This window comes from Aureimonas sp. D3, assembly GCF_001463805.1.
GTDB classification, from domain to species: domain Bacteria; phylum Pseudomonadota; class Alphaproteobacteria; order Rhizobiales; family Rhizobiaceae; genus Aureimonas; species Aureimonas ureilytica_A.
Genome location: NZ_BBWM01000057.1, coordinates 56313 through 82965, shown reverse-complemented (window position 1 = coordinate 82965; position 26653 = coordinate 56313). Strand labels below are relative to the sequence as shown.

Sequence of the window (26653 nt, the reverse complement as noted above, 5' to 3'; positions counted from 1 at the left end):
GTCCTGTCAAGGTTTGGCGGGTTCGCGCGCTTTCCTTTGCGCGCCCGCTTCGTTTATGGATCGAAGCATGGAGCCGATTACGACCACAGCCGCCCTTTCCGATGCCTGCCGCACCCTGGCCAAGGCCGAATTCGTCACCGTCGATACGGAGTTCATCCGCGAGACGACCTTCTGGCCGGAACTCTGCCTGATCCAGATGGCCTCCGACGATCTGGCCGTTCTGGTCGATCCGCTGGCCGAGGGCATGGACCTTCAGCCCTTCTTCGAACTGATGGCCGACCGCTCGGTGCTCAAGGTCTTCCATGCCGCGCGCCAGGACGTGGAAATCATCCACAAGCTCGGCGGGCTGATTCCCGAGCCGCTGTTCGACACGCAGGTCGCAGCCATGGTCTGCGGCTTCGGCGAGTCGATCGCCTATGACCAGCTTGTCGCGCGCACCACCAAGGGGCGCATCGACAAGACCTCCCGCTTCACCGACTGGCGCCGCCGCCCCCTGTCGCAGGAGCAGCTGGATTATGCGCTTGGCGACGTGACCTTTCTGCGCGATGCCTACCGTTTCCTCGCCAAGGCGCTCGAGGTGGAAGGCCGTGAGGACTGGCTGGCGGACGAGATGGCCGTGCTCGGCGATCCCGCGACCTATGATATCCACCCGGACGATGCCTGGAAGCGTCTGAAGCTGCGCATTCGCAAGCCGATCGAACTTGCCGTCCTCAAGGAGATCGCCGCCTGGCGCGAGCGAGAAGCCCGCGCCAAGGACCAGCCGCGCTCGCGCATCCTGAAGGATGACGCGCTCTACGAGATCGCTCAGCAACAACCGCGCGACGAGCAGGCTCTTTCGCGCCTGCGCACGGTCTCCAAGGGCTTCGAACGTTCCAGCGCGGGCCGCGAGTTGCTTGCCGCCGTTGCGCGCGCCCATGCGATTCCGAAGTCGGCCCTTCCGCCCATTCCGAAGCCCCCGACCCTGCCCGAAGGCACGGCGGCGGCGGTGGAGTTCCTGCGTGTTCTCCTGAAGATCGTGACGGAAGAGCGGGGCGTCGCGGGGCGCCTCATCGCTTCCAGCGACGATCTGGAAAAGCTCGCGGTCGATGGCGAGAAGGCCGATGTGCAGGCCCTGCAAGGCTGGCGACGCGAATTGTTCGGCGAACGCGCGCTTCAACTTCTGGCCGGCAAGACGGCTCTCGTCTACCGCAATCGAAAGGTCGAGATCGTCTCGCTCTGATCCCCCACAAAAAAGGCGGCTCCGGGAGCCGCCTTTTTTTGTGAACCAATCGGCGTCAGCGGACGTCGAACCGGAGCGTGCGCTCCACGATCTTGGAAAAGGCCTGAAGGCGCGCCTCCGGACGCTCGCCCAGAAGCGGCTCCAGATCGCGCGGGATCACCAGCGAGAAGCCGCCGCGCGGATCCTGCTTCCATTGCAGCCGTCCGAGAACGCCGGGCATGGCGGCGGTCAGGAGATAGCTGACGCGGAAGAGCGAGGCGAGGACGCGCGCGAGATAGAGAAGTCTCGGCTCCACCACGCTGCCCATGCCGTCCAGAATGCTCGTGTCGAACTCGCCCTCGTAGCGATAGTAATTGGCGAGCGCGAGATAGACGCGGCCGGGATGATCCACCGCCGGGATATTGGCGTTGACGATGATCGAAAGGCTCTGGCGCCCGCGATAATCGGGATGCGCGCGCCAGGAAATATCGGTCAGCAGGCAGGCCGCCTTGCGCAGCCGCGCTTCGGATGGCGTCTCGCCGATCGACAGCGCCTCGAAGGTGCGCGTCGACCAATCCACCAGTTCCTCGTTGTGGATCGGGGAGCGTGAGCGCAGGAAGGACAGTTCTCGCGCCGATTCCAGAAGCGGGTCCTGCGCCTTTTCCTCGTCCCACAAGCGCGAATGAAGATAACCTTCGCGCACGCCATAGGCCGAGAGCACGATCTCGGACGGCTTCAACTGCGAGATGACGGCCTGCATCGCGACCGCGCCGAAGGCCAGAAGCGAGCGACGGTTGCGCGAGATGGTCGCAATGCCGGGCAGTTTGTCGGGGTCGCCTTTGGCGACATTGGCGAGGAAGACTTCGATCTCGGCCACCTTGGCTCGGTAGCCATGCATCACATGAACGGGATAGCCCGACTGCTCCATATGCAGCTTGAAGAGGTTTCGCCAGGTTCCGCCCACGGCGTAGAAGGGGCGGCCGGCGGCGACCGCTGCGAAGTCCGATCCGGCCATATAGTTTTCTGCGATCGCACGCGCCTTGGTCACGTCGTTGCCGGACATGTCCTGCAAGCGAAGACCACCGAGCGGCATGGTGATGCCCTTGCCGATGCGCCCGTCCGCGACTTCGACAATCTCCAGACTGCCGCCGCCCAGATCGCCGGCGATGCCGTTCGGCGCATGGAAGCCGGCGATGACGCCCTCGGCCGCATAATGCGCCTCGTCCGCGCCCGACAGGATGGTGATGGGGCAACGCAGGGCCGCTTCGGCGGCGGCCACGAAGTCCGGCCCGTTGATCGCCTCGCGGGCGGCGGCCGTCGCGATCGGATGAATTTCCTCCACCCCGCTCTGGTCGCAGAGCGCGCGGAAGCGCTTGAGCGCACTGATGGCGCTGGCGACCGATTTGTCGTCCAGCCGATTGGTCTGGGCGATGCCGCGCCCCAGACCGCTCAGCACTTTCTCGTTGAACAAGGTGGTGGGGGCGCGAACATTGCCCTCGTAGATCACGAGGCGAACCGAGTTCGATCCGATATCCACGACAGCCACAGGCGAACGGCCGGGAATCCGGCCGTTCGGATGCAGGAGATCAATCGAAGCGTGAGTGCTCGGCACGCTGCCTCGCGATGAGCTTGGGTGCATTCGACTTCAGGGCCTTCCCCCGACCCGAGAGGCTCGGGTTGGTCATGAAATAACGCTGGGCGTTGAACGGCTGCTCGCCTTGCGACGGCTCAATGCGGCGCGACGTGCCATCGGCCAGAACCGACCAGCTTTGTTGATTGTCGAGAATATTGGCGAGCATGATCTGCGACAGAACCTGACTGTGAACGGTCGGCGTGGTGATCGGAATCAAGGTTTCCACTCGACGGTCCAAGTTGCGCGGCATCATGTCGGCCGAGCCCATGTAGACGATCGCCTTTTCCGAAGGCAAGCCATGCCCAGCGCCGAAGCAGAAGATGCGGCTGTGCTCCAGAAAGCGGCCCACGATCGACTTCACGCGGATATTGTCGGACAGGCCCGGCACGCGCGGCTTGAGGCAGCAGATGCCGCGCACCACGAGATCGATCTCGACGCCCGCCTGGCTCGCCCGGTAGAGCGCGTCGATGATCTGCGGATCGACCAGCGAGTTCATCTTCATCCAGATCTGGCCCGGACGACCCGCCTTCTCGTGCTCGATCTCTTCTTCGATATGCTGGATGATGCGCTTGCGCAGCGTCAGCGGCGACATGGCGAGCTTGCGAAGCTCGGTCGGCTCGGCATAGCCAGTGATGTAGTTGAAGATATGCGCGACATCATAGGCGATGTCGGAATCGGTCGTGAAATAGCTAAGGTCGGTGTAGATTTTCGCCGTGATCGGGTGGTAGTTGCCCGTCCCCACATGGACGAAGGAGGTCAGCTTGCCCTCTTCGCGACGCACCACGAGCGAAAGTTTGGAGTGGGTCTTCTTCTCGATGAAGCCGAAAACGACCTGAACGCCCGCGCGCTCCAGATCGCGCGCCCAGCGGATATTGGCTTCCTCGTCGAAGCGCGCCTTCAGCTCCACCAGCGCCGTCACTGATTTGCCCGATTCCGCCGCGTCGATCAGCGCGCGCACGATCGGCGAGTCGTTCGAGGTGCGGTAGAGCGTCTGCTTGATCGCCACCACGTCGGGGTCGCGCGCGGCCTGGCGCAGGAACTGCACCACCACGTCGAAGCTCTCATAGGGGTGGTGGATGACGATGTCCTTCTCGCGGATGGCCGCGAAGCAGTCGCCATTATGCTCACGGATGCGCTCGGGGAAGCGCGGGATGTAGGGATCGAATTTCAGATCGTCGCGCGGCAGCTTGACGATCTGCGACACCGAATCGAGCGCCAGCAGCCCGTCCATCACCGAGATACGATTTTCCGCGACGCCGAGTTCGCCGGCCACGAAATTGCGCAAGCTTTCGGGCATCACATGGTCGAACTCGATGCGGATAACCGAGCCGCGCCGACGGCGCTTGAGCGCCGTCTCGAACAGGCGCACGAGGTCTTCTGCTTCTTCCTCGACTTCGATGTCCGAGTCTCGGATGATACGGAACGTGCCCTGCCCCTTCACCCGGTAGCCGGGGAAGAGTTTGGAGATGAAGGTCGCAACGACGCTTTCCAGCGGCACGAAACGCGCTTCGCCCGCCTCGGTCGGCGGCATCTCGACAAAGCGCTGGAGCGCGACGGGCAGACGCAGAAGCGCGTTCATCCCCTGCGAATCGCGCTCGCGCACCATGGACAGGGCCATGGTGAAACCGAGATTGGGAATGAAGGGGAACGGATGCGCCGGGTCCACCGACAGCGGCGTCAGAACGGGGAAGATCGACTCGTTGAAATGGCGCTCCAGCCAAGCGCGATCGTCGCGCTTGAGATCGCCGGCGCCCACGATCGCGATGCGCTCGGCCTTCATATCCTTGACCAGCGAGGCCAGAGACGCCTGCTGTTCTTCCTGAAGGGCCGTAACCTCGGCGAGAATCCGGTCGAGCTGCTCCTGCGGCAGAAGCCCGTCGACACTGCGCACCTCCACCTTCTCGCGCACCTGCCCGGCCAAGCCGGCAACGCGCACCATGAAGAATTCGTCCAGATTGCCGGCCGAGATCGACAGGAAGCGCACACGCTCCAGAAGCGGATGGGCGGGATTCTGCGCTTCTTCCAGAACACGGCGGTTGAACTGGAGCCAGGAGATTTCCCGGTTCACATAGCGGTCGGCCGGCAATTCGCTCTGAACGGACGGCGCCTCCGGTTGCGTGACCGGAACGATGCCGATCGCCTCCATCAAGGGCTGATCGGGCATGGGCTCGTCGTCGAAGCCGCCATCGACCATATTTTCGTCGGCAACCGCGAGGTCGGAATCTACGGGGTTTGCGCGCTGAATAGCATCGCCACCCGCCGGGCTCCGGCGGCGCGGCGAGCGAACCGTGCTCCGGCTCTTGGTCTTGTCGGAGATGGTCGAATCGCTCATGTCAGCCGTCGTCAAAAAGAGGTGTCGGAGATTGCCCTAGGGGCGGCGCACGACTGTTTCATGACGCGCGACTTCTTTCCACGTCCATTTCCGCGAGTATGCGTTGCAGCAGCGTTTTCGTGATCCGCTCCTTCGATGCCAGCGCTTCCATGTCCAGCCGCCGGATCAGCTCGGCCGCCGCCTCCATCGAGCGCTCCATGCGCGCGACGGCGTAGTCGATCAGGCGAGGATCGAACTCGACCTGTCGATCCGCCGCAAGTTTCATCAAGACGCCCGAAAGAAGCGCCTCGTCCGGCGCGCTGAGATCCGTCACCGTGGCCGCGCGTAGGCGCGACAAGAGATCGGGCAGCGCAAAGGGCATGGCCGAAACCGGCTTGCGCGACGTCAACAGAACGGTGCCGCCGCCAAGGCGCGCGGCGTTCAGAAGCGCGAACAGCTCCTCCGGCTCGAAACCCGCCCGGTCGATATCTTCGGCCAGAACCGCGAAAGGCGCCTGGCTGATGAGGTCCGACGCCGGCTCGCCAGCCCGAAGCACGCTCGCGCCCGACGCTTCGGCCCATGCGGTCGCCAGATGCGTCTTGCCCGAGCCGATGGGGCCGACCACGAGCAGCACCGGATGAGACCAATGCGGCCATTGGTCGATCGCCTCGACAGCCAGGGCGTTTCCCTCGCCGACGATCAGGTCGTCCCGCGCGAGCGAGGGCGTAGGCGCGAGGTCGAATGGAATCTGTGAAGGCTGACGCACGATCAACCGGACTTTCCCGTTTTCGGATCGAACTGGTTCTTCAGGGCGAGATCGAGGCCGCCGCTTTCGATCTCTCGCGGCGAGGACATCTCGATCGTACGCCCAAAATACATTTCGCTCTCGAGATATTTATGGATCGCGAAGCGCACGAGCACGCCCACGGCGGCGGCGGACGGAACAGCCATGAGCAGCCCGACGAAACCGAAGATCGCGCCGAAGGCGAAGAGCGCGAACATCAGCCAGACCGGATGCAGCCCGACCGAGGCGCCCACCAGCTTGGGCTGGAGGATGTTGCCCTCCACGAACTGACCGGTGAAGAAAACGCCCGCCGTGGCCGCGACCCAAATCCAGTCCGGCGCGAACTGAACGAGCGCGACGCCGATCGCCACGATCAGACCGATGGCCGAGCCGACATAGGGCACGAAGGAAATGATGCCGGCAAAGAAGCCGATCAGGAGCCCGAAATTCAGCCCGACCAGCGTCAGGCCCACTGCATAATACGTGCCGAGGATCAGGCAGACGCTGCCCTGCCCGCGCACGAAGCCGGCAACGGCGCGGTCGATCTCGCGCGCCAGACGGCGCACGGTCGCCACATGCTGGCGCGGCACCAGGCCGTCGATCTTGGCGATCATCCGGTCCCAGTCGAGCAGCAAATAGAAGGCGACGACGGGGGTCACGACGAAGAGCGAGACGAAATTGACGACCGCGAGACTGGATGACCAGAGCGAGGCGACGAGCGCCGTCGTATAGCCCGAAAGCTGGCGCACCAAGGTCTGGAAATCCTGGCGAAGGGTCTGATCGTCGCCATTGAAGAAGCGTGACAGAGAGCCGGTGCGCAGCTCAAGCGCCAGTTCCTGAAGCCGCCCGAGATATTGCGGCAGGCGATCGGCGAAGCTCGCGACCTGCGAGCTGATGACCGGCACCACGATCAGGATCACGAGCGCGATCAGGATCACGAAGGCCACGAGGATCAGGAGGCTTGCGGCGAGCCGCGAGAGACCCCAGCGCTCCAACCGATCGGCGATCGGGTCCAGGAAATAGGCCATGACCATTCCGAGGACGAAGGGCAGAAGAATGCCCCGAAAGAGCCAAAGGCAGATACCCAGCACGAGAGCCGAGAGCCCCCAGAAAAGCACCTGCCGTTTCAGGAGCTTGGTGCGATCATGAACCATCGATGCGAAGCTCCGGGGCGCGCGGGGACGAGAGGGCGGGCAGGCGCGCTCGACTGTCGAGATAGGCAGCCCCTCCAAGACGGGTCAAGCCCTGCCTGACAGCATGTGCACAAAGGGGAAAACTCGAACGATGCGGCGGTCGGAACAGCCCCGGCAGACGAGTCCTTCACCCTTCCTCAACCCTATCCCTCGCCGCCACGCGCACGAACCGCGTCTTTCGGGCGAGATTCGTGGCCATCTTGCGCATGGAAAGTCTTGCCCGCGCGATGCGACTGTGCGAACTCGCCCCAAACGGGAACCGCTGCCATGACCGCCGAGACCACGAACGGTTTGACCTATGCCGAAGCCGGCGTCGACATCGACGCGGGCAACGAACTCGTCCAGCGCATCAAGCCGCTGGTGCGCTCGACGCGGCGTCCAGGGGCCGACGGCGAAATCGGCGGGTTCGGCGGGTTGTTCGATCTGAAGGCGGCCGGCTTTACCGATCCGGTCCTGGTTGCGGCCAATGACGGTGTCGGCACCAAACTGAAGATCGCGATCGACACCGGCCTGCACGACACGATCGGCATCGATCTCGTGGCCATGTGCGTCAACGATCTCGTGGTTCAGGGTGCGGAGCCGCTCTTCTTCCTCGACTATTTCGCGACCGGAAAGCTCGACCCCGCGCAGGGCGAAGCGATCGTCGCCGGCATCGCCGAAGGCTGCCGTCAGGCCGGCTGCGCGCTGATCGGCGGCGAGACGGCCGAGATGCCCGGCCTTTATGCCGAGAAGGACTATGACCTCGCCGGCTTCGCCGTGGGCGCGGCCGAGCGCGGCCGACTTCTGCCGAGCGCCGAACTGACCGAGGGCGACGTCATTCTCGGCCTCGCCTCCTCCGGCGTCCATTCCAATGGCTATTCGCTGGTGCGCCGCATCGTGGAGAAGGCCGGCGCGGCTTACGACGCCCCTGCCCCATTCGATACCAGCCGCACGCTCGCACAAGCCTTGCTGGAGCCGACGCGCATCTATGTGAAGCCGCTGCTTGCGGCCATCCGCGCCGGCAACGGCGTGAAGGCGCTCGCCCACATCACCGGCGGTGGCTTCCCCGAGAATATTCCGCGCGTTCTGCCCGATCATCTGCGCGCCGATATCGATCTTCACGCCGTCGCGGTTCCGCCCGTTTTCGCATGGCTCGCTCAGCAGGGCGGTGTTGCCGAAGCCGAGATGCTGCGCACCTTCAATTGCGGCATCGGCATGATCGTCGTCGTGTCGCAAGCGGAAGCCGCCTCGGTCGCGGCCATTCTCCAGAGCGAAGGCGAAAGCGTCGTGTCGCTCGGCCGCATTCTGGCACGTGGGAGCGAGAAGTCCGTCACCTTCAACGGCGGGCTGGCGCTTTGACCGAAGGGGCTCGCAAGCGGGTCGCGGTCCTGATCTCAGGACGCGGTTCCAACATGAAGGCGCTGCTCGAAGCGGCGGGACGCCCCGACTACCCCGCCCAGATCGTTCTTGTCCTGTCGAACCGCCCCGAGGCGCAAGGGCTGGAGACCGCTCGCGCGGCGGGCATCGAGGCCGTCGCCGTCGATCACAAGCTTTTCTCGTCACGCGAGGCGCACGAGGCCGAGGTCAACGCCGCGCTGCAGCGCGCGCAGCCGGACATCATCTGCCTTGCCGGCTATATGCGACTTCTGACGCCGGCCTTCACGGCGCGCTGGGCCGGGCGGATGATCAACGTTCATCCCTCGCTCCTGCCGCTCTTCCCTGGCCTGCACACGCATGAGCGCGCCATTGCAGCGGGTGCCCGGCTGCATGGCTGCACGGTCCATTTCGTCACCGAAATCATGGATGAAGGTCCGATCATCGGGCAGGCCGTCGTGCCGGTGCGACCCGGCGATACGCCGGACGACCTCGCCGCGCGGCTGATCCCTGTCGAGCATCGGCTTTATGTCGAGAGCCTCGCGCTCTTCGCCTCAGGCGGCGTCTCCATGGAGGGCGCGAGTTCGCACTTCACGCCGAAGCCCAGCGATGCGAAGGCCCCGGCGCTTCTCTCGGTCGGCGGCCAAGCCCTTCTGCTGGAGCATTAACAAAGCTTCACAAGCCCGGGCGGAACCTCCTTGGCCGGCACTCCATTTATGCGTCGAGATGTCGCACAAAGGAGGTTCACATGGTTTCGCTCCCTGACTTTTCCTCGTCCGGCACATTCCGCCAGGACACCGCGCCGATGCAGCGCTTCCTGCATGATCACTGGAAGTTCTACGCCTTCCAAGGTGGCTTGCTTTGTGTCGTCGGCATCCTCGCGCTCGTCGTGCCATTTGCCGCGACGCTGGCTTCGACGATCTTCTTCGGATGGCTGATGCTGCTGGGCGGCGCGGTGGGCCTCGTGTCCGCCATCCGCGCCCGCAACGCGCCGGGCTTCTGGTCCCACATTCTGCTGGCCGTGCTGTCGGTGCTGCTCGGCGGGGTCATTCTCTGGAACCCGATGGCCGGCGCTGTCACGCTGACCTGGGTGCTGGCTCTCTACTTCCTGCTGGTGGGCATCGCGAGCTTTTCGATCGCCGGCGCTGTCAAAGATTCGACCAGCCGGCATGTGCTCCTGATCGCCTCGGGCGTTCTCAATGTCGCGCTCGCGCTCATGATCGTTCTGGGTCTGCCGGGAACGGCCGTCTGGGCGATCGGTGTGTTCCTCGGCATTTCCTTTCTCTCGTCGGGCGTCGGCCTCCTGATGTCGGCCCTCGACGCCCGCAAGAACTTGCCCAGCGTCTAAAGCGCTCGCAGCCAGACGCGATTGTCATGAAAGGCCGCGCCTCCGAAGGGCGCGGCCGGGTCCGCTCCGGTCAGCACGTTGATCCCTTCGCCGCGCTCGAAAGCCCCGTTCGGCCAGAGCCCTTCATGGATCAGAACGCCGGGCTTGGTCGCCGCGTCGATCTTGAGCACAAGGACGATATCGCCGCGCCGATTGCCGATCTCGACGCGCTGACCATCCTCCAGCCGGAGCCGCATGGCGTCGTCCGGGTGCATCTTGAGTTCGGGCTTACCCTCGCGCTTTCGCGAGCCTTCCGTTTCCGCGAAGGTGGAGTTCAGGAACTGACGGGCCGGCGGCGTCGCCAGCCGGAACGGGTGCTCCGCGTCGGCTTCTTCGATCAAGGCCGCATGGTCGGGAAAGCTCGGCAGCTTTTCGATTGGCCCGAGCAATCCCATGCTTTCCGGCGGGCGATCGGGCGCCGAAAGGCTCGCCCAATCGACGCGGAAGCGGAAGCGACGGTCGGCGGTCGCGAAGCCGGCGAGATAATGCGCCTCCTCGAAGCCCGGCTGCACGTCGAGCCAACGTTCGGCTTCCAGATGCGCCAGCCCCTCATAGCCGCTGCGACGCAGAAGATCGTCGATCAGCTCGCGCTCGCTCATACCGAAGCCCGGCCGATCCGCGACGCCGAGGCGCTTGGCGAGTTCCTCCACCACGAAATGGTTGGTTCGCACGGTCTCGGGCGCCTCGATCAGCTTCGGCCCGAACAGGATATGGCTCTGGCCGCCGCCGCGATAGATGTCGTCATATTCCATCGAGGTTGCCGCCGGCAGCACGAGATCGGCCAGGCGCGCCGTATCCGTCATGAACTGCTCGTGGACGGCGACGAAAAGATCCTCGCGTAGGAGACCGCGCACGACATCGCGCTGCTCGGGCGCGACATTGGCCGGATTGGTGTTCTGCACGATCATCGCCGTCACCGGCGGCCCGCCGGCCAGCGCGCCCTTGTCTCCCGTCAGGACCGCGCCGATGCGGGACTGGTCGAGATAGCGGATGGACGGGTCCTCGTCGCCAAGCCCCTCGATCAGCGCCTTATCGAAGCGCCAGAGGGCACCGTTGTTGTGGAAGGCACCGCCGCCCTCATGCTGCCAATGGCCATAGACGGTCGGCACCGAGAGCGCGGCATGCATGGCGACCGCGCCGTTGCGCTGGCGCGAGAAGCCGTAGCCGAGCCGGAAGAACGTGCGCTGGGTGCGCCCGATCAGGGCGGCGAAACCCTCGATCTCCTCGACCGACAGGCCTGTGATGGCGCTCGCCCATTCCGGCGTGCGGCTTTGGAGATGCGCCTCCAGCCCGGCCGGGTCGTCGCCATACTGCGCGAGATAGGCGCGGTCGGCCGTGCCGTCGCGAAAGCCGATATGCATGAGGGCGCAGGCCAGCGCCCCGTCCGTGCCGGGCCGCAGCTTCAGCGCGATATCGGCCTGCTTCATGGTCGGGTTATCGTAGATGTCGATCACGACGATCGGCGCGCCGCGCTCCTTCCGGGCGCGCACGGCATGGGTCATGACATTGACCTGCGTCGCCACCGCGTTCGTGCCCCAAATCACCACGCAGTCGGATTTGGCCATTTCGCGCGGATCGACGCCCGCCAGCCGGCCGGTGCCCGCCACGAAACCCGTCCAAGCGAGATTGGTGCAGATGGAGCCGAATTCGCCACTATAGCGCTTGGCATGGCGCAGGCGGTTGATGCCGTCGCGCTGCACGAGGCCCATCGTGCCCGCGTAATAATAGGGCCAGACGGCTTCCGAGCCATAGCGCGCCTCGGCCGCCAAGAACTTCTCGGCCACGAGGTCGAGCGCGTCGTCCCAGCCGATCTCGCGCCACTGGCCCTCGCCCTTGGCGCCGACCCGCTGAAGCGGCTTCAGGAGGCGGTCGGGATGATGCACGCGCTCGGCATAGCGGGCGACCTTGGCGCAGATCACGCCGGCAGTGTAGCTGTTCCCCTCCGCCCCGCGCACGCGGCCGATGCGGTTGGGCGCGAGGATTTCCACTTCGAGCGCGCAGGTCGAGGGGCAATCGTGGGGACAGGCGGTGAAGCCGGTGCGGGGCGTGACGTGCTGGTTCATGGCGCGATCCTATCGCACGCACCGAGCCCGGCCCCAATTCATTTTCGACATGCGAGGCATCAAACTGCGTGAGGCCGGCCCGCCATGGGCCGACCTCGGAGCCTGCCTCAGGCCGCCTGCCCGTAGCGCGCCTGTTCCTCGGGGGTCAGCGAGGGATAGTCCGTATAGCCGTGCTCGTCGCCGCCATAGAACGTGTCCTTGTCCCAATCGTTGAGCGGCGCGCCGAGGCGGATGCGCGTGACGAGATCGGGATTGGAAATGAACAGCTTTCCGAAGCACACGAGATCGATCTCGCCGGCCTCGAGACGCTGTTGGGCGAGGGGGATATCATACTCGTTATTGCCCATATAGGTGCCGTGAAAGCGCTGGCGCAGGGCGTGATAGTCGAAGCCGTCCTTGTCGCGGTCGCCGCCGGTCTGCCCTTCGATCACATGGAGGTAGAGAAGGCCGCGCTTGTCGAGTTCCTCGACATAGGCATTGAAGAGGCCCTGCTGATCGCTCTCGCTGGAGCCGCCCATGACGGTGACCGGCGAAATGCGGATGCCGACATGCTCATTGTCCCAGGCCGCCACGACGGCGTCCACGACCTCGAGCGGAAAGCGCATCCGGTTCTCGATCGAGCCGCCATAGCGGTCCGTGCGCGTGTTGGTGCCGTCCCGCAGAAACTGGTCCAGCAGATAGCCATTGGCTGAGTGCACCTCGACCCCGTCGAAACCGGCGGCGCGGGCGTTGCGCGTGGCGCGCACATAATCCTGGATCAGGCGCGGGAGTTCGCTCTCCTCCAGCGCGCGAGGCTCGACATGATCCTTAAAGCCCTCCTCCGTGAAGGCCTTGCCGCTCGGCTTGACGGCGGACGGTGCGACCGGCAGCTGGGCGTTCGATTGGAGGTCCGGGTGTGAGATGCGCCCGACATGCCAGAGCTGGAGCACGATCTTGCCGCCCTCGGCATGAACGGCGTCGGTCACCTTCTTCCAGGCCGTGACCTGCTCGTCCGAATAGATGCCGGGCGTCCAGGCATAGCCGCGTCCCTCGACGGAGATGTTGGTCGCCTCGGAAATGATCAGACCCGCCCCGGCGCGCTGGCGATAATATTCGACATGCATCTCTTTGGGCACGCCGTCGGACGTGGCGCGCGAGCGGGTCAGCGGCGCCATGACGGTGCGGTTGGAGAGATGCAGCGGACCGAGGTCGAAGGGTTCGAAAATCTTGGACGGGGCCATCGACGGTTCCTTGTCTGGAATTTTGCGCAGAGCGCAGTTTCAGGTACCAGACGGGGAGATAGGTGCTCGGGTTCCGCATCGCGGCATCGAACGGGTGAACAGAGCGTCCTCAAACGCGAAAGAAATCGACGTGAACTACCGCCACGCCTTTCATGCCGGCAATTTCGCTGATGTCGTCAAACACGCCCTGCTCTGCTCGCTGATCCGCTATCTCCAGCGCAAGGAGAAGCCCTTCCGCGTCATGGACACCCATGCCGGCCGCGGGCTCTACGATCTGTCGGGCGACGAGGCGCAGCGCACCGGCGAAGGGGCGGAAGGCATCGATCGGCTGATCGCCTCGCCCGCCTGGGACGATCCGCTTCTGGCCGACTATCGCGCGGCCGTGGAAGACACGCGGGCGCGGTTCGGACCGGACGCCTATCCCGGCTCGCCTCTGATCGCGCGCCATCTCCTGCGTCGGCAAGACCGGCTCAGCGCCTACGAGCTTCACCCGGTCGATGCCGCCGCCCTCGCCGAGCAATTCGCAGGCGATGTGCAGGTGAAGACGATCGAACTCGACGGTTGGCTGGCCCTCGGGGCTCATGTGCCGCCGAAGGAAAAGCGCGGGCTCGTCCTCATCGATCCGCCCTTCGAGCGGACGGACGAGATCGAGACAATCGTCGAGCAATTGCAGCGTGCCCATGCGCGCTGGCCGGGCGGCATCTACGCCATCTGGTATCCGCTGAAGCGTCCGGCGCAGTACGGGCGCTTTCACGACCTGCTGCGCGATAGCGGCATACCCAATATCGTGGCGGCCGATTTCTGGCGCGAGCCCTTTGGGCCGGACGAGCCGCTGGTCGGCACCGGCTTTGTCGTCGTCAACCCACCCTTCACCTTTGCCGAAGAGGCGAAGGCGCTCATGAGCTTGCTTCAACCTGTCCTGCAAACCTCGACACAAGCGGAATGTGGCGTCCGTGTGCTGGCCGAAGAGTGATTCGGTGCAATATGGTGGCCAAACGATGATTCTCGCGCGCCACTCCGCCCGCATTCGAGGAAGCCGCACCATGCGCCGACGCCTTTCCGCCGCCCTCAGCCTCGCCGTCGCCACATCCGGCGTTGCCCCCGCATTGGCTGCCGATTATGTCGAAGCGCCCCCCGTGGTCGTGACGACGACGGCGCTCGTGCCAAGCTGCGAAGACCCGAGCGTTCTGGCGCAGGTCGAAGATCAGTTCGAATATGGCACGCCGAACACCGTTCACGCGGCGCTCCAGGTCGTGGAATTCTCCAACCTGTTCGAGAAGTCCTACCAGCCCAAGGGTGGCCACAAGCTGATCGAGCGCCGCTACTGCCAGGGCACGGCGCTGATCTCGTCGGGCGAGCGCCGCACCATCTATTATGTCATCGAACATCCGATGGGTTTTGCCGGCGTCAGCTGGCGCGCGGAAGGTTGCTTCCTTGGCCTCGACCCCTGGAAGGTGTACGGCGCGAATTGTGAATCGCTTCGCCGCTTCTAACGGGAGCTCCCATGCGCCTTCTCTACTCCAAGCCTTCGCCCTACTCGTCGAAGGTTCGCATGTCCGCGCATCTGTGCGGGATCGAACTCGACTGCGTCTCGACGGATACGAGTGCTGAGGGCGACGACCTTCTGCGCACAAATCCGATCGGCAAGATCCCGGCGCTGGAACTGGACGACGGCTCGACGCTCTACGACAGCCGCGTGATCTGCGAGTATCTCGACCGGGTGAGCGGCAATCTCCTGATCCCGCAAGGGCTGGAAGCCTGGACGCTGTGCAAGCGTATCGAGGCGCTGGCGGACGGGCTAACCGAAGCCGTGATGGCGACGCTCTATGAAGTGCGCTATCGCCCGGAAGAAAAGCGGCATCAGCCCTGGGTCGACAAGCAATGGCGCCGGGCGCACCGCGCCCTGGACGTTCTGGAGGGCGACCTCGCCCATCTGCCGGCCGAGCCCAGTCTGGCGCATTTCGCGGTCGCGAGCGATCTCGGCTGGATTCAGCTTCGCTATCCCGGCACCTTCGAAGAGAAGAACCCCGGGCTCGTGCGCTGGCTCGAAGCCTTCTACGCCGCGAACCCGGCCTATGAAGCGATGAAACCTGCGGCTTGAGTTAAGAAATCCCCGACATGCGAACGGCGCCTTTCGGCGCCGTTTTCGTTTCCAGTGCGTGGATTTTCAGAACTTCACGCCGAGGCCGGCCCGGATCGAGTGCTCGTCGAAGCCCGACGAGATCGCAACGTTTCCGAGATCATAAGTCTTCTCGCCGAAGTCGGAATAGCGATATTCGACCCGCGAGGTGACACCCTTGGCGAGCTTGGCCTCGACACCCGCGCCGACCGTGTATCCCAGATGGGTCTGATCGTCGGTCAGCCCGCGAAGGGTCAATTCCTGATTCGAGACCGCAAGACCGCCGGTCGCGAAAAGCAGGATCGGATCATAGGCGATGCCGACCTGCGCGCGCAGCGAGCCGAACGCCGTGGAGTCGCTCGAAATCGGAACGCCCGTCGCGACATTGAAGCCGCCCGCGTTCACATCCGATGCGCCGATATCGGCTTCGAGACCATAGACGAAGCGTTCGGTCTGAAGGCTATAGCCGGCATAGACGCCGCCGACCGCGCCTTCGCCATTGTAGCTTGCGCCGCCGGTCTGGTCGAAATGCGCAAAATTATAACCGACGAAACCGCCGGCATAAGGGCCGGACCATGTGTAGACGGAAGGAGCCGGCGCTGCGGGCGCCGGTGCCTCGGGCAGCACCGCATCGGCCGCTTGCGCCGCCGGGGTCAGGATCATCAGCGTCGCGCCAAGCGCAAAGGCGCCGAACACCTTCATCGAACCCACTCCATCCCAGGCGGCTTCATCGCCACCGATTGATCGACCTTGTCTGAGCCAACGCCTGCTTGAACGGCGCGTTCCCAAACTTCACGTCCCGGCAAACGTTGCGTTTCAGCAAACTTCGCGTTTCGCCAAAATGCCGCAGCTGGACGATTGACATCCTGCCGTACCGCTCCAGACGATATAAGCGCGAGTCGGCGCCGCCGCCAATTGCAGCGGGGTGACACTCTCCGGCATATCCGACACGACGGTCGCCACAAGCGGGACCCCTCGTCGCCCTCAAGCCGCCATCATACCCCTCCCATTGGGCGAGCGAGGAATCATATAAGGAGACGGCGTGCCGAACGGCCGAACCCGGCGGCGATGGCGCACCGCCATGCGACACAAGGGGCGCGGGCTCGCACCGCGCTTTGGCAGCGAAGACGACATGATGGATGATCTGACCCCCGAGATCGATGACGACGACGAGGACGGTTTTGGTGAAGAGCTGGACGCGGAGATCGCGGCCGATCCTTCGTCGGCCGCCAGCCTGGTCGCCGCGATCGAATGGGACGATGGCGGGCGCGACGTCGATCAGACGCTGGTGGGCGCCGATCTGATCGCGGCCTTCCAGAAGCAGTTGCCGAACAGCCCCGGCGTTTATCGCATGTTCGACGAGGCCAATGAGGTTCTCTATGTCGGCAAGGCGAAGTCGCTGAAGAAGCGCGTCGCGAGCTACACGAGGATGGCCGGCCATACCAACCGGATCATGCGGATGATCCGCGCGACCCGGCACATGGAATTCGTGACGACGCGCACCGAGACCGAGGCGCTGCTTCTCGAAGCCAATCTGATCAAGCGCCTGCGGCCGCGCTTCAACGTCCTGATGCGGGACGACAAGTCCTTTCCCTATATTCTCGTGTCCGACGATCACGAGGCACCGGCCATCTTCAAGCATCGCGGCGCGCGCTCGCGAAAGGGCAGCTATTTCGGACCCTTCGCCTCAGGCGGCGCGGTCGGGCGAACGGTGGCCTCACTCCAGCGCGCCTTCCTCCTGCGCACCTGCACGGATTCGGTCTACGAGACGCGCACGCGCCCCTGCCTGCTTTATCAGATCAAGCGCTGCTCCGGCCCTTGCACCCGCGAAGTCTCGCTGGAAGACTATGCGAGCCTCGTCAACGATGCGAAGGGCTTCCTGTCGGGGCGCTCCAATCAGGTGAAGCAGGCCATCGCCGGCGCGATGCAGGAAGCGGCGGAGGATCTCGATTTCGAGCGCGCGGCGGTGTTTCGCGATCGCCTCTCAGCGCTGGCCCATATCCAGGGCCATCAGGGCATCAACCCGCATGGCGTCGAGGAAGCCGATGTCTTCGCCATCCATCAGGAAGGCGGCCTGACCTGCATTCAGGTCTTCTTCTTCCGCACAGGGCAGAACTGGGGCAACCGGGCCTATTTCCCGAAGGCCGACTCCACCCTGGAGCCCGGCGAGGTCCTGGGCGCGTTTCTATCGCAGTTCTACGACGACAAGCCGCCCGCCTCGCTGGTTCTTCTCCCGGTGGAGGTAGAGGATGGCCCGGTGCTGGCCGAAGCGTTGGCGACCAAGGCGGGTCGGCGCGTTCAGATCGCCGTGCCCCGGCGCGGCGAGAAGAAGGACCTGGTGGACCACGCGACCGCCAATGCGCGCGAGGCGCTGGGCCGCCGGCTCGCCGAAACCTCGTCGCAGGCGCGGCTTCTGGCGGGCCTGAAGGAGACGTTCGGCCTCGAACAGGTTCCACGCCGGATCGAGGTCTTCGACAATTCGCACATCATGGGCACCAATGCCGTCGGCGCGATGATCGTCGCCGGACCGCAGGGCTTTGCGAAGAATCAGTATCGCAAGTTCAACATCAAAGGCACCGACATCACGCCGGGCGACGATTTCGGCATGATGCGCGAGGTCATGACCCGGCGCTTCTCGCGCCTTCTGAAGGAGCATGGCGACGCGGGCCCCGCGCCCACGCTCCAGCCGACTGAGGGCGAAAGCGCGGAAGAGGCGCTGGCCAGCGCCGAGATGCCGGCTTGGCCCGACCTCGTGCTGGTGGACGGCGGCAAGGGGCAGATTTCGGCCGTTCGCAAGATCCTGGACGAACTCGGCATCGCCGACAAGGTGACGACGATCGGCGTCGCCAAGGGTGTCGATCGCGATGCCGGGCGCGAGCGCTTTATCGTTCAGGGCCGCGATCCCTTCTCCCTGCCCCCGCGCGACCCCGTTCTCTATTTCGTGCAGCGGCTTCGCGACGAGGCCCATCGCTTCGCCATCGGCACGCACCGGGCCAAGCGCAAGAAGGAGCTGACCGCCAATCCGCTGGACGAGATCGGCGGCATCGGACCCTCGCGCAAGCGGGCGCTTCTGCATCATTTCGGAACCGCCAAGGCCGTGTCGCGCGCCGCCTTCGACGATCTCCTGAAGGTCGAGGGTATTTCGGCGGCCATGGCCAAGACGATCTACGATCATTTCCACGAGCGACAATGACCTATCGCGGCCGGGAATCGACCGATCCAGCCGCAAAAGGCGGGCGGCGATGTTGACGCAGGCCCGCCGCCGCGTTTGAACAGGCGATCAGCAAGCCCATGGCAGCCGCATTCGCATTCTGCCGCCCATCCGAACCGGACCGAACTCATGGCCTCCAAGGCGCTGAACCTTCCCAATATTCTGACCTACGCGCGAATCGTCGCCGTGCCGCTCGTGGTTCTCTGCTTCTTCGTGGAAGGAAAGCTGCATGGTTCGGACGCCGCACGTTGGTGGGCGCTCGGCCTTTTCGTTGTCGCAAGCGTCACGGACTGGCTCGACGGCTATCTCGCCCGCGCCTGGCAGCAGACCTCGACCATCGGCCGGATGCTGGACCCGATCGCCGACAAGCTTCTCGTGGCGGCCGCCCTCCTCTTGCTGGCCGCCGACGGCACGATCGCGGGATGGACGATCTGGGCGGCGATCGTGATTCTCTGCCGCGAAATCCTTGTCTCAGGCCTTCGCGAATATCTGGCAGAATTGAAGGTCTCCGTCCCGGTGACGCGCCTCGCCAAGTGGAAGACCGCGACGCAGATGGTGGCCATTGCCTTCCTGCTGGCCGGCCCCGCAGGCGACGCGCTGGTGCCGTTCATCACCAAATCCGGCATCGTGCTTCTCTGGATCAGCGCGATCATCACGCTCTACACCGGCTACGATTACTTTCGCGCGGGGCTGCGCCATATCGACGTGTAACCCCTCGCCAAGGCCCTTCCGGCCTCCGGCGGCCAGAACGAGGATGGGACATGAAAGTCGTTTATTTCGCCTGGATTCGTGAGCGCGTCGGCCTCGACGAGGAGGAGATCGCGCTTCCCGCCGGTGTGGTCACGGTGAAGGATTTTCTGCACTGGCTCAAAGGGCGCGGCGAAAACTACGCCAATGCGCTTCAAGCACCCGAAACCGTGCGCGTGGCGCTCGATCAGGAACATGCCGAGCATTCCGAACCGCTCGGCGAATGCAGCGAGGTCGCGATCTTCCCGCCCATGACGGGCGGCTGAGATGAGTGCGGTCGCGGTTTCCGTCCGATCGGAGCGAATCGACCTCGCAGCCGAAATGGCCGCCTTCGCACCCGATGGTGATGCCGGCGCGGTCGTGACCTTCACGGGCTATTGCCGGGATGAGCAGGGACGCCTCTCCGCCCTCGAACTCGAACATTATCCCGGCATGGCCGAACGCGAGATCGCGCGGATCGCGACTGAGGCGCGCGAGCGCTGGTCCCTGTCGCGCATTGCCTGCATCCACCGCTACGGGCTCGTTCGCCCCGGCGAGGAGATCGTCTTCGTCGCCTGCGCCTCGACCCATCGCGGCGCGGCCTTCGAGGCGGCGAGCTTCGTGATGGACTTCATGAAGACGCGTGCCCCGTTCTGGAAACGCGAGCATCTGAAGGACGGCACGACGGGCGGCTGGGTCGAGGCGAAGGACACGGACGACCACGCCGCCGACCGCTGGCATCGCCTTTGACGATCCGTCGTCTCAAACGAAAACGCCGGCCCGAAGGCCGGCGTCGTCAAGACGGATCGTTCGGGCTGGATCAGCCGACGATTTCGGTCTCGGAGAACCAGTAGGCGATTTCTTCCTTGGCGGTCTCGGCGGCGTCCGAACCATGCACCGAGTTCTCGCCGATCGACAGCGCATGAACCTTGCGGATCGTGCCCTCGGCGGCCTGGGCCGGGTTGGTCGCGCCCATCAGCTCGCGATTGCGCGAGATGGCGTTCTCGCCTTCCAGCACCTGCACGATCGTCGGGCCGGCCGACATGGACTCGACCAGCTCGCCGAAGAAGGGGCGTTCCTTGTGGACGGCGTAGAAGCCTTCCGCCTCGCGGCGGCTCATCCACACGCGCTTGGAAGCGACGACGCGAAGGCCACCCTCTTCCAGCATCTTGGTGATCGCGCCGGTCAGATTGCGACGGGTCGCATCAGGCTTGATCATGGAGAAGGTACGTTCGATCGCCATCGGCTCTATTCCCTGGAGAGTTGGAGGATCGGCCGCTCTATAGCGGCGGCCCCGCGCCTCGGCAAGGACGCGCGGTCACGCGGCCGAAACCGAGCGCCCTTCCCCGCCATGAAGATCGAGGCAGCGCTCGAACCAGTCCGCCACGGGATCGCCCGCCTCCAGCACCTGGAAGGTCGAAACGATACGGAGCCATTGGAAGGCGCTGAAGACGATGTAATCGGCAAAGCGCGGCTCGGCCCCGCCGATGAAAGACTGCTTCTGGAGCGTGGCGCGAAGCGGCTCCAGCGAGCGACGGAACGCGGCGAGCTTCTCGGCTTCTCTCCCATCCTGAACCGCCTCCAGCGGCCGACCGAAAGCGGCTTCGCGCTTGGCGCGAAAGAAAGCGCGGTTCTCTTCGTCCAGCACGTGGTGAATGTCGAGAATGGCGACCGAGGCGATGTAGGGGTGGATCGTGCGCTGCGACCAGCTTTCCACGAAGCGCGTCACGCCCTCGCCAGCTTCGCCGCCGAACAGCGACGGACGGTCGGGATAGGCGCGGTCGAGATAAAGGGCGATGGCGAAACTGTCCTGCACCACCTCGTCGCCGTCGCGCAGCACGGGTACGGTGCGTCCGGTCCCGTTCTCGACCGTTGCGACCCCTGTGAAAGACACAGGGCGGCTCTCGAACGACAGCCCCTTGTGCGTCAGCGCCAGGCGCGCCTTCCAGCAATGAGGCGAGAAAGGACGCTGCGAATCGCGCCCGACAAGTTCGTAAAGTGCTAGAACCATAGCCTGCCTCCGGGATGGGATCAGCCTATGTATCACGAACAGCTGATGACGTTTGCCGCCTATAACAGCTGGGCCAATGCGCGCCTGTTCCAGGCCGCCGCGGCGCTCGGGCCGGAGCGCTTCGCCGAGGATCGGGGCGTGTTCTTTCGCTCCATGCGGGGGACGCTCAATCACCTCCTGGCCACCGACCGCATCTGGATGCGCCGTTTCACCGGCGAAGGGGACGCGCCCGATCGGCTCGACGCGGTTCTCTTCGAAAAGTTCGAGCCGCTGCACGAAGCGCGCGTGAGCGAAGATGCCAGGATCGAACGCTATATCGCTTCGCTGGACGAGGCGCGGCTGGCCGGTGAGTTCCGCTACACGCCGATCACACGGCCGGTAGAGGTCTCCGGCCGGCTCGGCCCGGCGCTGTTTCATCTCTTCAACCACCAGACCCATCATCGCGGGCAGGCCCATGCCGTTCTCACCGGCTTTGGGCTGGAGGCGCCCGGCCTCGATCTGATCGCCTTCCAGCGCGAAACCGGGCGGGACTGAGGGACTCTTTCGCCGGGGCGCCAAACATGGCAAAAGCGCCCCATGCTTCAGATCAACGACTTGTCCGCCCGCGTCGCGGGACGCCTTCTGATTGACCATGCCAGCCTGATGATCCCGAGCGGGACCAAGGTGGGGCTCGTCGGCCGCAACGGCGCAGGCAAGTCGACCTTGTTTCGGGTCATCACCGGCGAACTCGCCTCCGAGACGGGCAGCGTCTCGATCCCCCGAGGAACGCGGATCGGCCAGGTGGCGCAGGAAGCGCCGGGCACGCACGAGTCGCTTCTCGAAATCGTCCTGAAGGCCGATGAAGAACGCGTGGCGCTTCTGGCCGAGGCCGAGACGGCCAGTGACCCCGACCGCATCTCCGATATCCATCTGCGGCTCGCCGACATCGAAAGCCATTCGGCCGAAGCGCGCGCCGCCTCCATCCTGTCGGGCCTCGGCTTCGACGCGCAGGCGCAGGCGCGCCCTGTCGGGAGCTTCTCGGGCGGCTGGCGGATGCGCGTCGCGCTCGCGGCTGTTCTCTTCTCGCGGCCCGACCTTCTGCTTCTGGACGAGCCGACCAACTATCTCGATCTCGAAGGCACGCTCTGGCTTGAGAATTTCGTCTCGCGTTATCCCTATTCGGTTCTGATCATCAGTCATGATCGCGACGTTCTGAACAACGCCGTCAACGCCATCGTGCATCTCGATCAGAAGAAGCTCGTTTATTATCGTGGCGATTACGATAGTTTCGAGCGCCAGCGCGCCGAGAAGCTGGAGCTTCTGCAAAAGGCCATCGTCAAGCAGGACGCGGCCCGCAAGCATATGGAAGCCTTCGTGGAGCGCTTCCGCGCCAAGGCGACGAAGGCGCGTCAGGCCCAATCCCGCCTCAAGGCGCTGGAACGGATGAAGCCGCTACAAGCGATCGTCGAAGAGCATGTGACGCCCTTCGTCTTTCCCGAGCCGGAGAAGATCCTCGCCTCCCCGATCATTCGGATGGAGAACGTCTCGGTCGGCTATTCGGCCGAGCGCTCGATCCTGCGAAATCTGAACCTGCGGATCGACGCGGACGACCGGATCGCGCTGCTCGGTGCGAACGGCAACGGCAAATCCACCTTCGCCAAGCTGATCGCCGATCGATTGAGGGAACAGAGCGGGTCGATCACACGCGCCCCCGGCCTGAAGATCGCGATGTTCGCGCAGCATCAGATCGACGATCTGCGCCCCAACGAGACCGCCGTGCAGCATGTGCGCCGGCACATGCCCGATGCGCCCGAAGCCAAGGTCCGCGCGCGCGTCGCGCAGATGGGCCTGCCGACGCAGAAGATGGACACGGTGGCCGACAGCCTGTCGGGCGGCGAGAAGGCCCGCCTCCTCATGGGCCTCGCCACCATGGACGCGCCGAACCTTCTGATTTTGGACGAGCCGACCAACCACCTGGACATCGAAGCACGCGAGAGTCTCGTTCACGCCTTGAACGACTATTCAGGCGCGGTCATCCTCATCAGCCACGACCGGCACATGGTCGAGGCGACGATGGATCGGCTCTGGATCGTGGGCGACGGCACCGTCTCACGCTACGACGGCGATCTGGAAGACTACAAGAAGCTGATCCTCTCCGGCGCCCGCACGGCCGGCGGCAATCAGGGCGAACTTGTCGCCGTCGCGGATGTACCGGCTACCGTGTCGAAGGTGGACCAGCGCCGCGCGGCCGCCGAAAAGCGCGAAGCGCTGAAGCCGCTCAAGAAGAAGATCTCCACTCTGGAAATTCAGATGGGCCGCTTGCAGCAGACGATCGCCGAGCTCGACGGCAAGCTGGGCGATCCCGCTCTCTACACCAAAGACCCGGCCAAGGCCGCCGATTTCGCCAAGCAGAAAGCCAATGCCGAGCGTACGCTGGAGAAATGCGAGGGCGAATGGCTCGAGCTTTCGAGCGAACATGACGCTGCGATGGCAGATGGGTAAAATCCTTAACAAGGGCTAAGTTGCGAAAAGTTAAGGCAAGCTCTGGTTGCTAAAGCTTGAGCGGGAGGGAACCGCCCTTTAATTCTCCCGTTCAGCGCCCGTACGACATGCCTCGGTGGCGCGGTCGACTCGGGGTTATGCCATGCTTCGATCCATAGCGACCTTTTCGATCGCCCTGTTTGTCGCAGCCGTTCCGGCCACGAGCGCGCCGCGTCCGTTTGTCAACGGACCGATGCCGAATCAGACCGGCTACGCGGCCGTGAACGGCATCGAGATGTTCTTCCGCGTCTATGGACGCGGCTCGCCGATCCTGCTCATCCATGGCGGCTTGTCAGACAGTCGTGTGTGGCGCGCGCAAATCGAAGCTCTGTCGGCCCATCACATGATCATTCTGGCCGACAGCCGGGGCCAGGGCCGCTCGACGCGCACCAGCGATCCCATCACCTACGATCTGATGGCGGAGGACTATCTCGAGCTTCTGGATGCGCTCGGGATCGAGCGCACCGATCTCGTCGGCTGGAGCGACGGCGGCATTATCGGGCTCGATCTCGCGATGAAGCATCCCGAGCGTTTGTCGCGCATCTTCATTCAGGCTGCGAACGCCACGCCGGACGGCGTGAAGGATTACGATCCCGCGACGGCCGTTGTGCCCGAACTCAAGCATTATGACGATATTTCGGACGAGATCGAAGCGCTCTGGGCCAACGAGCCGAACTTCACGGCGGATGATCTGCGGTCGATCCGTGTTCCCACGGAAATCGTGATCGGGGATCATGACGAGGCCATCAGCCGCCGGCACACGGAATATCTGGCGCGCACCATTCCCGGCGCGCGCCTGGTCGTCCTGCCCGATGTCGGCCATTCCGCCCCGCTGGAAGACCCGGAAGGCTATGCCGAAGCGGTTCTGGCCTTCGTGGACAAGCATGACGCGCCCGTCCACGATCCGATCCAGTTCGGGACCGTGCGTCAGGCTACGCTTTCTTTACCCAACGACGATCTTCCGTTTGTTGCCAGTAAGTGACCGTGTGGCCGGCGGATTTCTCCGCTGTCCAGCGCGCTCTGGCGGAAGCCACCTGTTCGCCGTCATGTCCGTCGAAAAGATAGACGCCGCGCTCGCAGCCGTCGAGACTGGCGGGTACCGCCCCTTCCACCATGAAGCGCACATGCGGATCGTTGGCCCGCTGCTCGGGCTCGGTGGTCAGAAGAATCGGCTGAAGCGCGCCTGAACTATCGGCATCCGTGCCATGCGGCAGGAAGCTATCCTCCCGATAGACCCAGAGATGCTGGTCCAGCGCGTCCCGCCGCTCGGTCGTGACCGTCTGCACGATCGCGCGCCATCCGCGCGCCAGCGAGCGCTCGAGAAGGTCCGGCAGGGCCTCCTCGAGACGGCTTTCCGTCAGGTGATAGAAGAGAACCTCCGCCACCTCAGCGGGCTTCGTAATGCTCTTCCACCAGGCGGTTCAGCAAGCGAACGCCGAAGCCCGAGGCCCAGGACTGGTTGTACTCGTTGGAGGGCGACCCCATCGCGGTGCCCGCGACGTCGAGATGAGCCCAGGGCACATCGTTGACGAAGCGCTGAAGGAACTGCGCGGCGGTGATCGAGCCGGCGGAGCGCCCGTTGCCGACATTCTTGATGTCGGCGAACTTTCCCTCGATCATCTTGTCGTAGTCCTTGCCGAGCGGCATCCGCCAGACCTTCTCGCCCGTCTCCAGGCCGGAGGACAGAAGCCGCTCGGCCAGCTCGTCATTGTTGGAAAACAGGCCAGCATGCTGGTTGCCGAGCGCGACGATGATGGCCCCCGTCAGCGTCGCGAGGTTCACCATGAAGCGGGGCTTGAAGCGATCCTGCGTGTACCAGAGCGCATCGGCCAGAACGAGACGACCTTCGGCGTCGGTGTTCAGCACCTCGATCGTGGTGCCGGACATGGCGGTGACGATGTCGCCGGGGCGCTGGGCCATGCCGTCCACCGCGTTTTCCACGAGGCCGACCACGCCGATCGCGTTGACCTTCGCCTTGCGGCCAGCCAGCGCGCGCATCAGCCCGACCACGGCCGCGGAGCCGCCCATGTCGCCCTTCATTTCGTCCATGCCAGCCGCCGGCTTGATCGAGACGCCGCCCGTGTCGAACACCACGCCCTTGCCGACGAAGGCGACGGGCGCCTCGCCCTCCGCGCCGCCGTTCCAGCGCATGATGCAGAGACGCGCCGGCGTCGGAGAACCCTGCGAAACGCCGAGCAGCGCGAACATCTTCAATTCGCGCATCTGGTCTTCGTCGAGCGTCTCGACTTCCAGCCCGGTGGCGCGAAGCGCCTCGATGCGAGCCGCATATTCCGTGGTGGTCAGGATGTTGGCGGGTTCGTTGACGAGATCGCGTGCCAGCCGAACACCTTCGCCTACAGCCTCCAGCTCCTCGAACGCGCCTTTAGCGGCCTCGGGCTCCGAAACCGCGATGGTGACGGACAGAGGCGCGTCAGCTGCGTCGTCCTCGCTTTCCTTGACCTTCTTCGACTTGTAGCGGTCGAACTTGTAGAGGCGCAGCAGCACGCCGAGGCCGATCGAGGCCGCCTCGCGTGCGTTCGGGACGGTGGTGGCGCCCGCTGTCCAGATTGTCGCCTCTGTCGCGCCCGAGAGCTTGGCGGCGATTGCGCCCCCGAGCTTCAGCCATTCTTCCTCGCGCGCAGCCTCCTCGTCCAGTCCGCCGATCAAAAGGACGCGATCCAGCCCGCTTTCGGATGGCGCGATCGTGTCGACACTCGCCAGCGTCTTGCCCTTGAACTTGCCGAGCGAGGCCGCGCGCTCGGCCGCACTCTTCACCGCCTCCGGCAGACCGTCCGGCAACGCGCCGTCGCGGCCGGTGACGAGCACCAGAACACCGAACGAGGGAAGCGCGGGCGCAGCGAAAAGGATGGTCGGCAGACTGGACATGAAGACCCCGATGAGATGGCAAAGAGCCCAAGGGCTCG

General features: G+C 64.6%; 25 protein-coding genes. 14 read left to right on the top strand and 11 right to left on the bottom strand.

Translation table 11 applies throughout. From position 1 onward, the window contains the following. The first annotated feature begins 67 nt into the window (after positions 1-67). On the top strand, positions 68-1219 hold the full coding sequence (gene rnd, locus AUL36_RS17415) for a ribonuclease D (protein ID WP_062222724.1): 1152 nt from the start codon (positions 68-70) through the stop codon (positions 1217-1219). Positions 1220-1274: 55 nt separating this feature from the next. Here the strand turns inward: rnd and AUL36_RS17410 are convergent, their stop codons facing one another. From AUL36_RS17410 to AUL36_RS17395, 4 genes are all read right to left on the bottom strand, one after another. Further along, the gene (locus AUL36_RS17410) at positions 1275-2810 is read right to left on the bottom strand and encodes a Ppx/GppA family phosphatase (protein ID WP_441294144.1); all 1536 of its coding nucleotides are present in this window, start codon (positions 2808-2810) and stop codon (positions 1275-1277) included. Further along, entirely contained in the window at positions 2785-4977 is a 2193-nt protein-coding gene (locus AUL36_RS17405) for an RNA degradosome polyphosphate kinase (protein ID WP_192843854.1), read from the bottom strand. The genes AUL36_RS17410 and AUL36_RS17405 overlap by 26 nt, the downstream gene beginning before the upstream one ends. Positions 4978-5221: 244 nt before the next feature. Continuing rightward, complete coding sequence (locus AUL36_RS17400) at positions 5222-5908, bottom strand: hypothetical protein (protein ID WP_244497158.1); 687 nt, start codon at positions 5906-5908, stop codon at positions 5222-5224. Between the two features lie 2 nt (positions 5909-5910). After that, positions 5911-7080, bottom strand: coding sequence for an AI-2E family transporter (locus AUL36_RS17395; RefSeq protein ID WP_062222718.1), 1170 nt, complete (start codon positions 7078-7080; stop codon positions 5911-5913). 306 nt (positions 7081-7386) lie between these two features. On the opposite strand from AUL36_RS17395, the gene purM reads away from it, so the two are divergent. From purM to AUL36_RS17380, 3 genes are all read left to right on the top strand, one after another. Next, the gene (gene purM, locus AUL36_RS17390) at positions 7387-8457 is read left to right on the top strand and encodes a phosphoribosylformylglycinamidine cyclo-ligase (protein WP_062222716.1); all 1071 of its coding nucleotides are present in this window, start codon (positions 7387-7389) and stop codon (positions 8455-8457) included. Then, entirely contained in the window at positions 8454-9140 is a 687-nt protein-coding gene (purN, locus tag AUL36_RS17385; protein WP_156418439.1) for a phosphoribosylglycinamide formyltransferase, read from the top strand. Before purM ends, purN begins: the two co-directional genes overlap by 4 nt. An 80-nt stretch (positions 9141-9220) precedes the next feature. Next, positions 9221-9820, top strand: a complete 600-nt coding sequence (locus AUL36_RS17380) for an HdeD family acid-resistance protein (RefSeq protein ID WP_062222714.1) — start codon at positions 9221-9223, stop codon at positions 9818-9820. Here the strand turns inward: AUL36_RS17380 and AUL36_RS17375 are convergent. Both AUL36_RS17375 and AUL36_RS17370 read right to left on the bottom strand, forming a co-directional pair. Next, positions 9817-11922, bottom strand: a complete 2106-nt coding sequence (locus tag AUL36_RS17375) for a molybdopterin-containing oxidoreductase family protein (RefSeq protein WP_062222712.1) — start codon at positions 11920-11922, stop codon at positions 9817-9819. The genes AUL36_RS17380 and AUL36_RS17375 overlap by 4 nt on opposite strands. A gap of 107 nt (positions 11923-12029) precedes the next feature. Further along, positions 12030-13142 (bottom strand): alkene reductase, encoded by a 1113-nt coding sequence (locus tag AUL36_RS17370; RefSeq protein ID WP_062222710.1) that lies wholly within the window; start codon positions 13140-13142, stop codon positions 12030-12032. A gap of 130 nt (positions 13143-13272) precedes the next feature. On the opposite strand from AUL36_RS17370, the gene AUL36_RS17365 reads away from it, so the two are divergent. The 3 genes from AUL36_RS17365 (at position 13273) to AUL36_RS17355 (ending at position 15243) form a co-directional block, all read left to right on the top strand. After that, complete coding sequence (locus AUL36_RS17365) at positions 13273-14115, top strand: 23S rRNA (adenine(2030)-N(6))-methyltransferase RlmJ (RefSeq protein ID WP_062222708.1); 843 nt, start codon at positions 13273-13275, stop codon at positions 14113-14115. Positions 14116-14185: 70 nt separating this feature from the next. Next, a complete protein-coding gene (locus tag AUL36_RS17360) occupies positions 14186-14635 on the top strand; it encodes a hypothetical protein (protein ID WP_244493548.1) in 450 nt (149 codons plus the stop codon). A gap of 11 nt (positions 14636-14646) precedes the next feature. Next, positions 14647-15243, top strand: a complete 597-nt coding sequence (locus tag AUL36_RS17355; RefSeq protein WP_058599789.1) for a glutathione S-transferase family protein — start codon at positions 14647-14649, stop codon at positions 15241-15243. 66 nt (positions 15244-15309) lie between these two features. On the opposite strand, the gene AUL36_RS17350 is transcribed toward AUL36_RS17355, so the two are convergent. Continuing rightward, positions 15310-15963, bottom strand: coding sequence for an outer membrane protein (locus AUL36_RS17350; RefSeq protein WP_058599790.1), 654 nt, complete (start codon positions 15961-15963; stop codon positions 15310-15312). A 430-nt stretch (positions 15964-16393) separates the two neighbouring features. Between AUL36_RS17350 and uvrC the strand changes: the two genes are divergently transcribed. From uvrC to AUL36_RS17330, 4 genes are all read left to right on the top strand, one after another. Further along, a complete protein-coding gene (uvrC, locus tag AUL36_RS17345) occupies positions 16394-18454 on the top strand; it encodes an excinuclease ABC subunit UvrC (RefSeq protein WP_374700786.1) in 2061 nt (686 codons plus the stop codon). 147 nt (positions 18455-18601) lie between these two features. Beyond that, positions 18602-19183, top strand: coding sequence for a CDP-diacylglycerol--glycerol-3-phosphate 3-phosphatidyltransferase (gene pgsA / locus AUL36_RS17340; RefSeq protein WP_058599792.1), 582 nt, complete (start codon positions 18602-18604; stop codon positions 19181-19183). Positions 19184-19233: 50 nt separating this feature from the next. Continuing rightward, positions 19234-19485, top strand: a complete 252-nt coding sequence (gene moaD / locus AUL36_RS17335) for a molybdopterin converting factor subunit 1 (RefSeq protein WP_058636615.1) — start codon at positions 19234-19236, stop codon at positions 19483-19485. A 1-nt stretch (position 19486) separates the two neighbouring features. Next, positions 19487-19948 carry a molybdenum cofactor biosynthesis protein MoaE gene (locus AUL36_RS17330; protein WP_062222703.1) on the top strand — a complete coding sequence of 154 codons (462 nt, stop codon included), beginning with the start codon at positions 19487-19489 and terminating at the stop codon, positions 19946-19948. Between the two features lie 70 nt (positions 19949-20018). Here AUL36_RS17330 and ndk read toward each other — a convergent pair whose 3' ends face one another. Next, entirely contained in the window at positions 20019-20441 is a 423-nt protein-coding gene (gene ndk / locus AUL36_RS17325; RefSeq protein WP_019995658.1) for a nucleoside-diphosphate kinase, read from the bottom strand. Positions 20442-20516: 75 nt separating this feature from the next. Beyond that, on the bottom strand, positions 20517-21209 hold the full coding sequence (locus tag AUL36_RS17320; RefSeq protein WP_062222701.1) for a glutathione S-transferase family protein: 693 nt from the start codon (positions 21207-21209) through the stop codon (positions 20517-20519). Between the two features lie 27 nt (positions 21210-21236). Between AUL36_RS17320 and AUL36_RS23895 the strand changes: the two genes are divergently transcribed. The 3 genes from AUL36_RS23895 (at position 21237) to AUL36_RS17305 (ending at position 24711) form a co-directional block, all read left to right on the top strand. After that, complete coding sequence (locus AUL36_RS23895; protein ID WP_062222699.1) at positions 21237-21743, top strand: DinB family protein; 507 nt, start codon at positions 21237-21239, stop codon at positions 21741-21743. Positions 21744-21785: 42 nt separating this feature from the next. Beyond that, complete coding sequence (locus tag AUL36_RS17310; RefSeq protein ID WP_062222694.1) at positions 21786-23690, top strand: ABC-F family ATP-binding cassette domain-containing protein; 1905 nt, start codon at positions 21786-21788, stop codon at positions 23688-23690. A gap of 142 nt (positions 23691-23832) precedes the next feature. Continuing rightward, positions 23833-24711: an alpha/beta fold hydrolase gene (locus tag AUL36_RS17305; protein ID WP_058599797.1), complete on the top strand. Its 879-nt coding sequence runs from the start codon at positions 23833-23835 to the stop codon at positions 24709-24711. Here the strand turns inward: AUL36_RS17305 and AUL36_RS17300 are convergent. Next, on the bottom strand, positions 24662-25114 hold the full coding sequence (locus AUL36_RS17300; RefSeq protein ID WP_058599798.1) for a DNA polymerase III subunit chi: 453 nt from the start codon (positions 25112-25114) through the stop codon (positions 24662-24664). The two genes, AUL36_RS17305 and AUL36_RS17300, sit on opposite strands and share 50 nt — an antisense overlap. Position 25115: 1 nt before the next feature. Further along, the gene (locus tag AUL36_RS17295) at positions 25116-26615 is read right to left on the bottom strand and encodes a leucyl aminopeptidase (RefSeq protein WP_062222776.1); all 1500 of its coding nucleotides are present in this window, start codon (positions 26613-26615) and stop codon (positions 25116-25118) included. Positions 26616-26653: the final 38 nt, after the last annotated feature.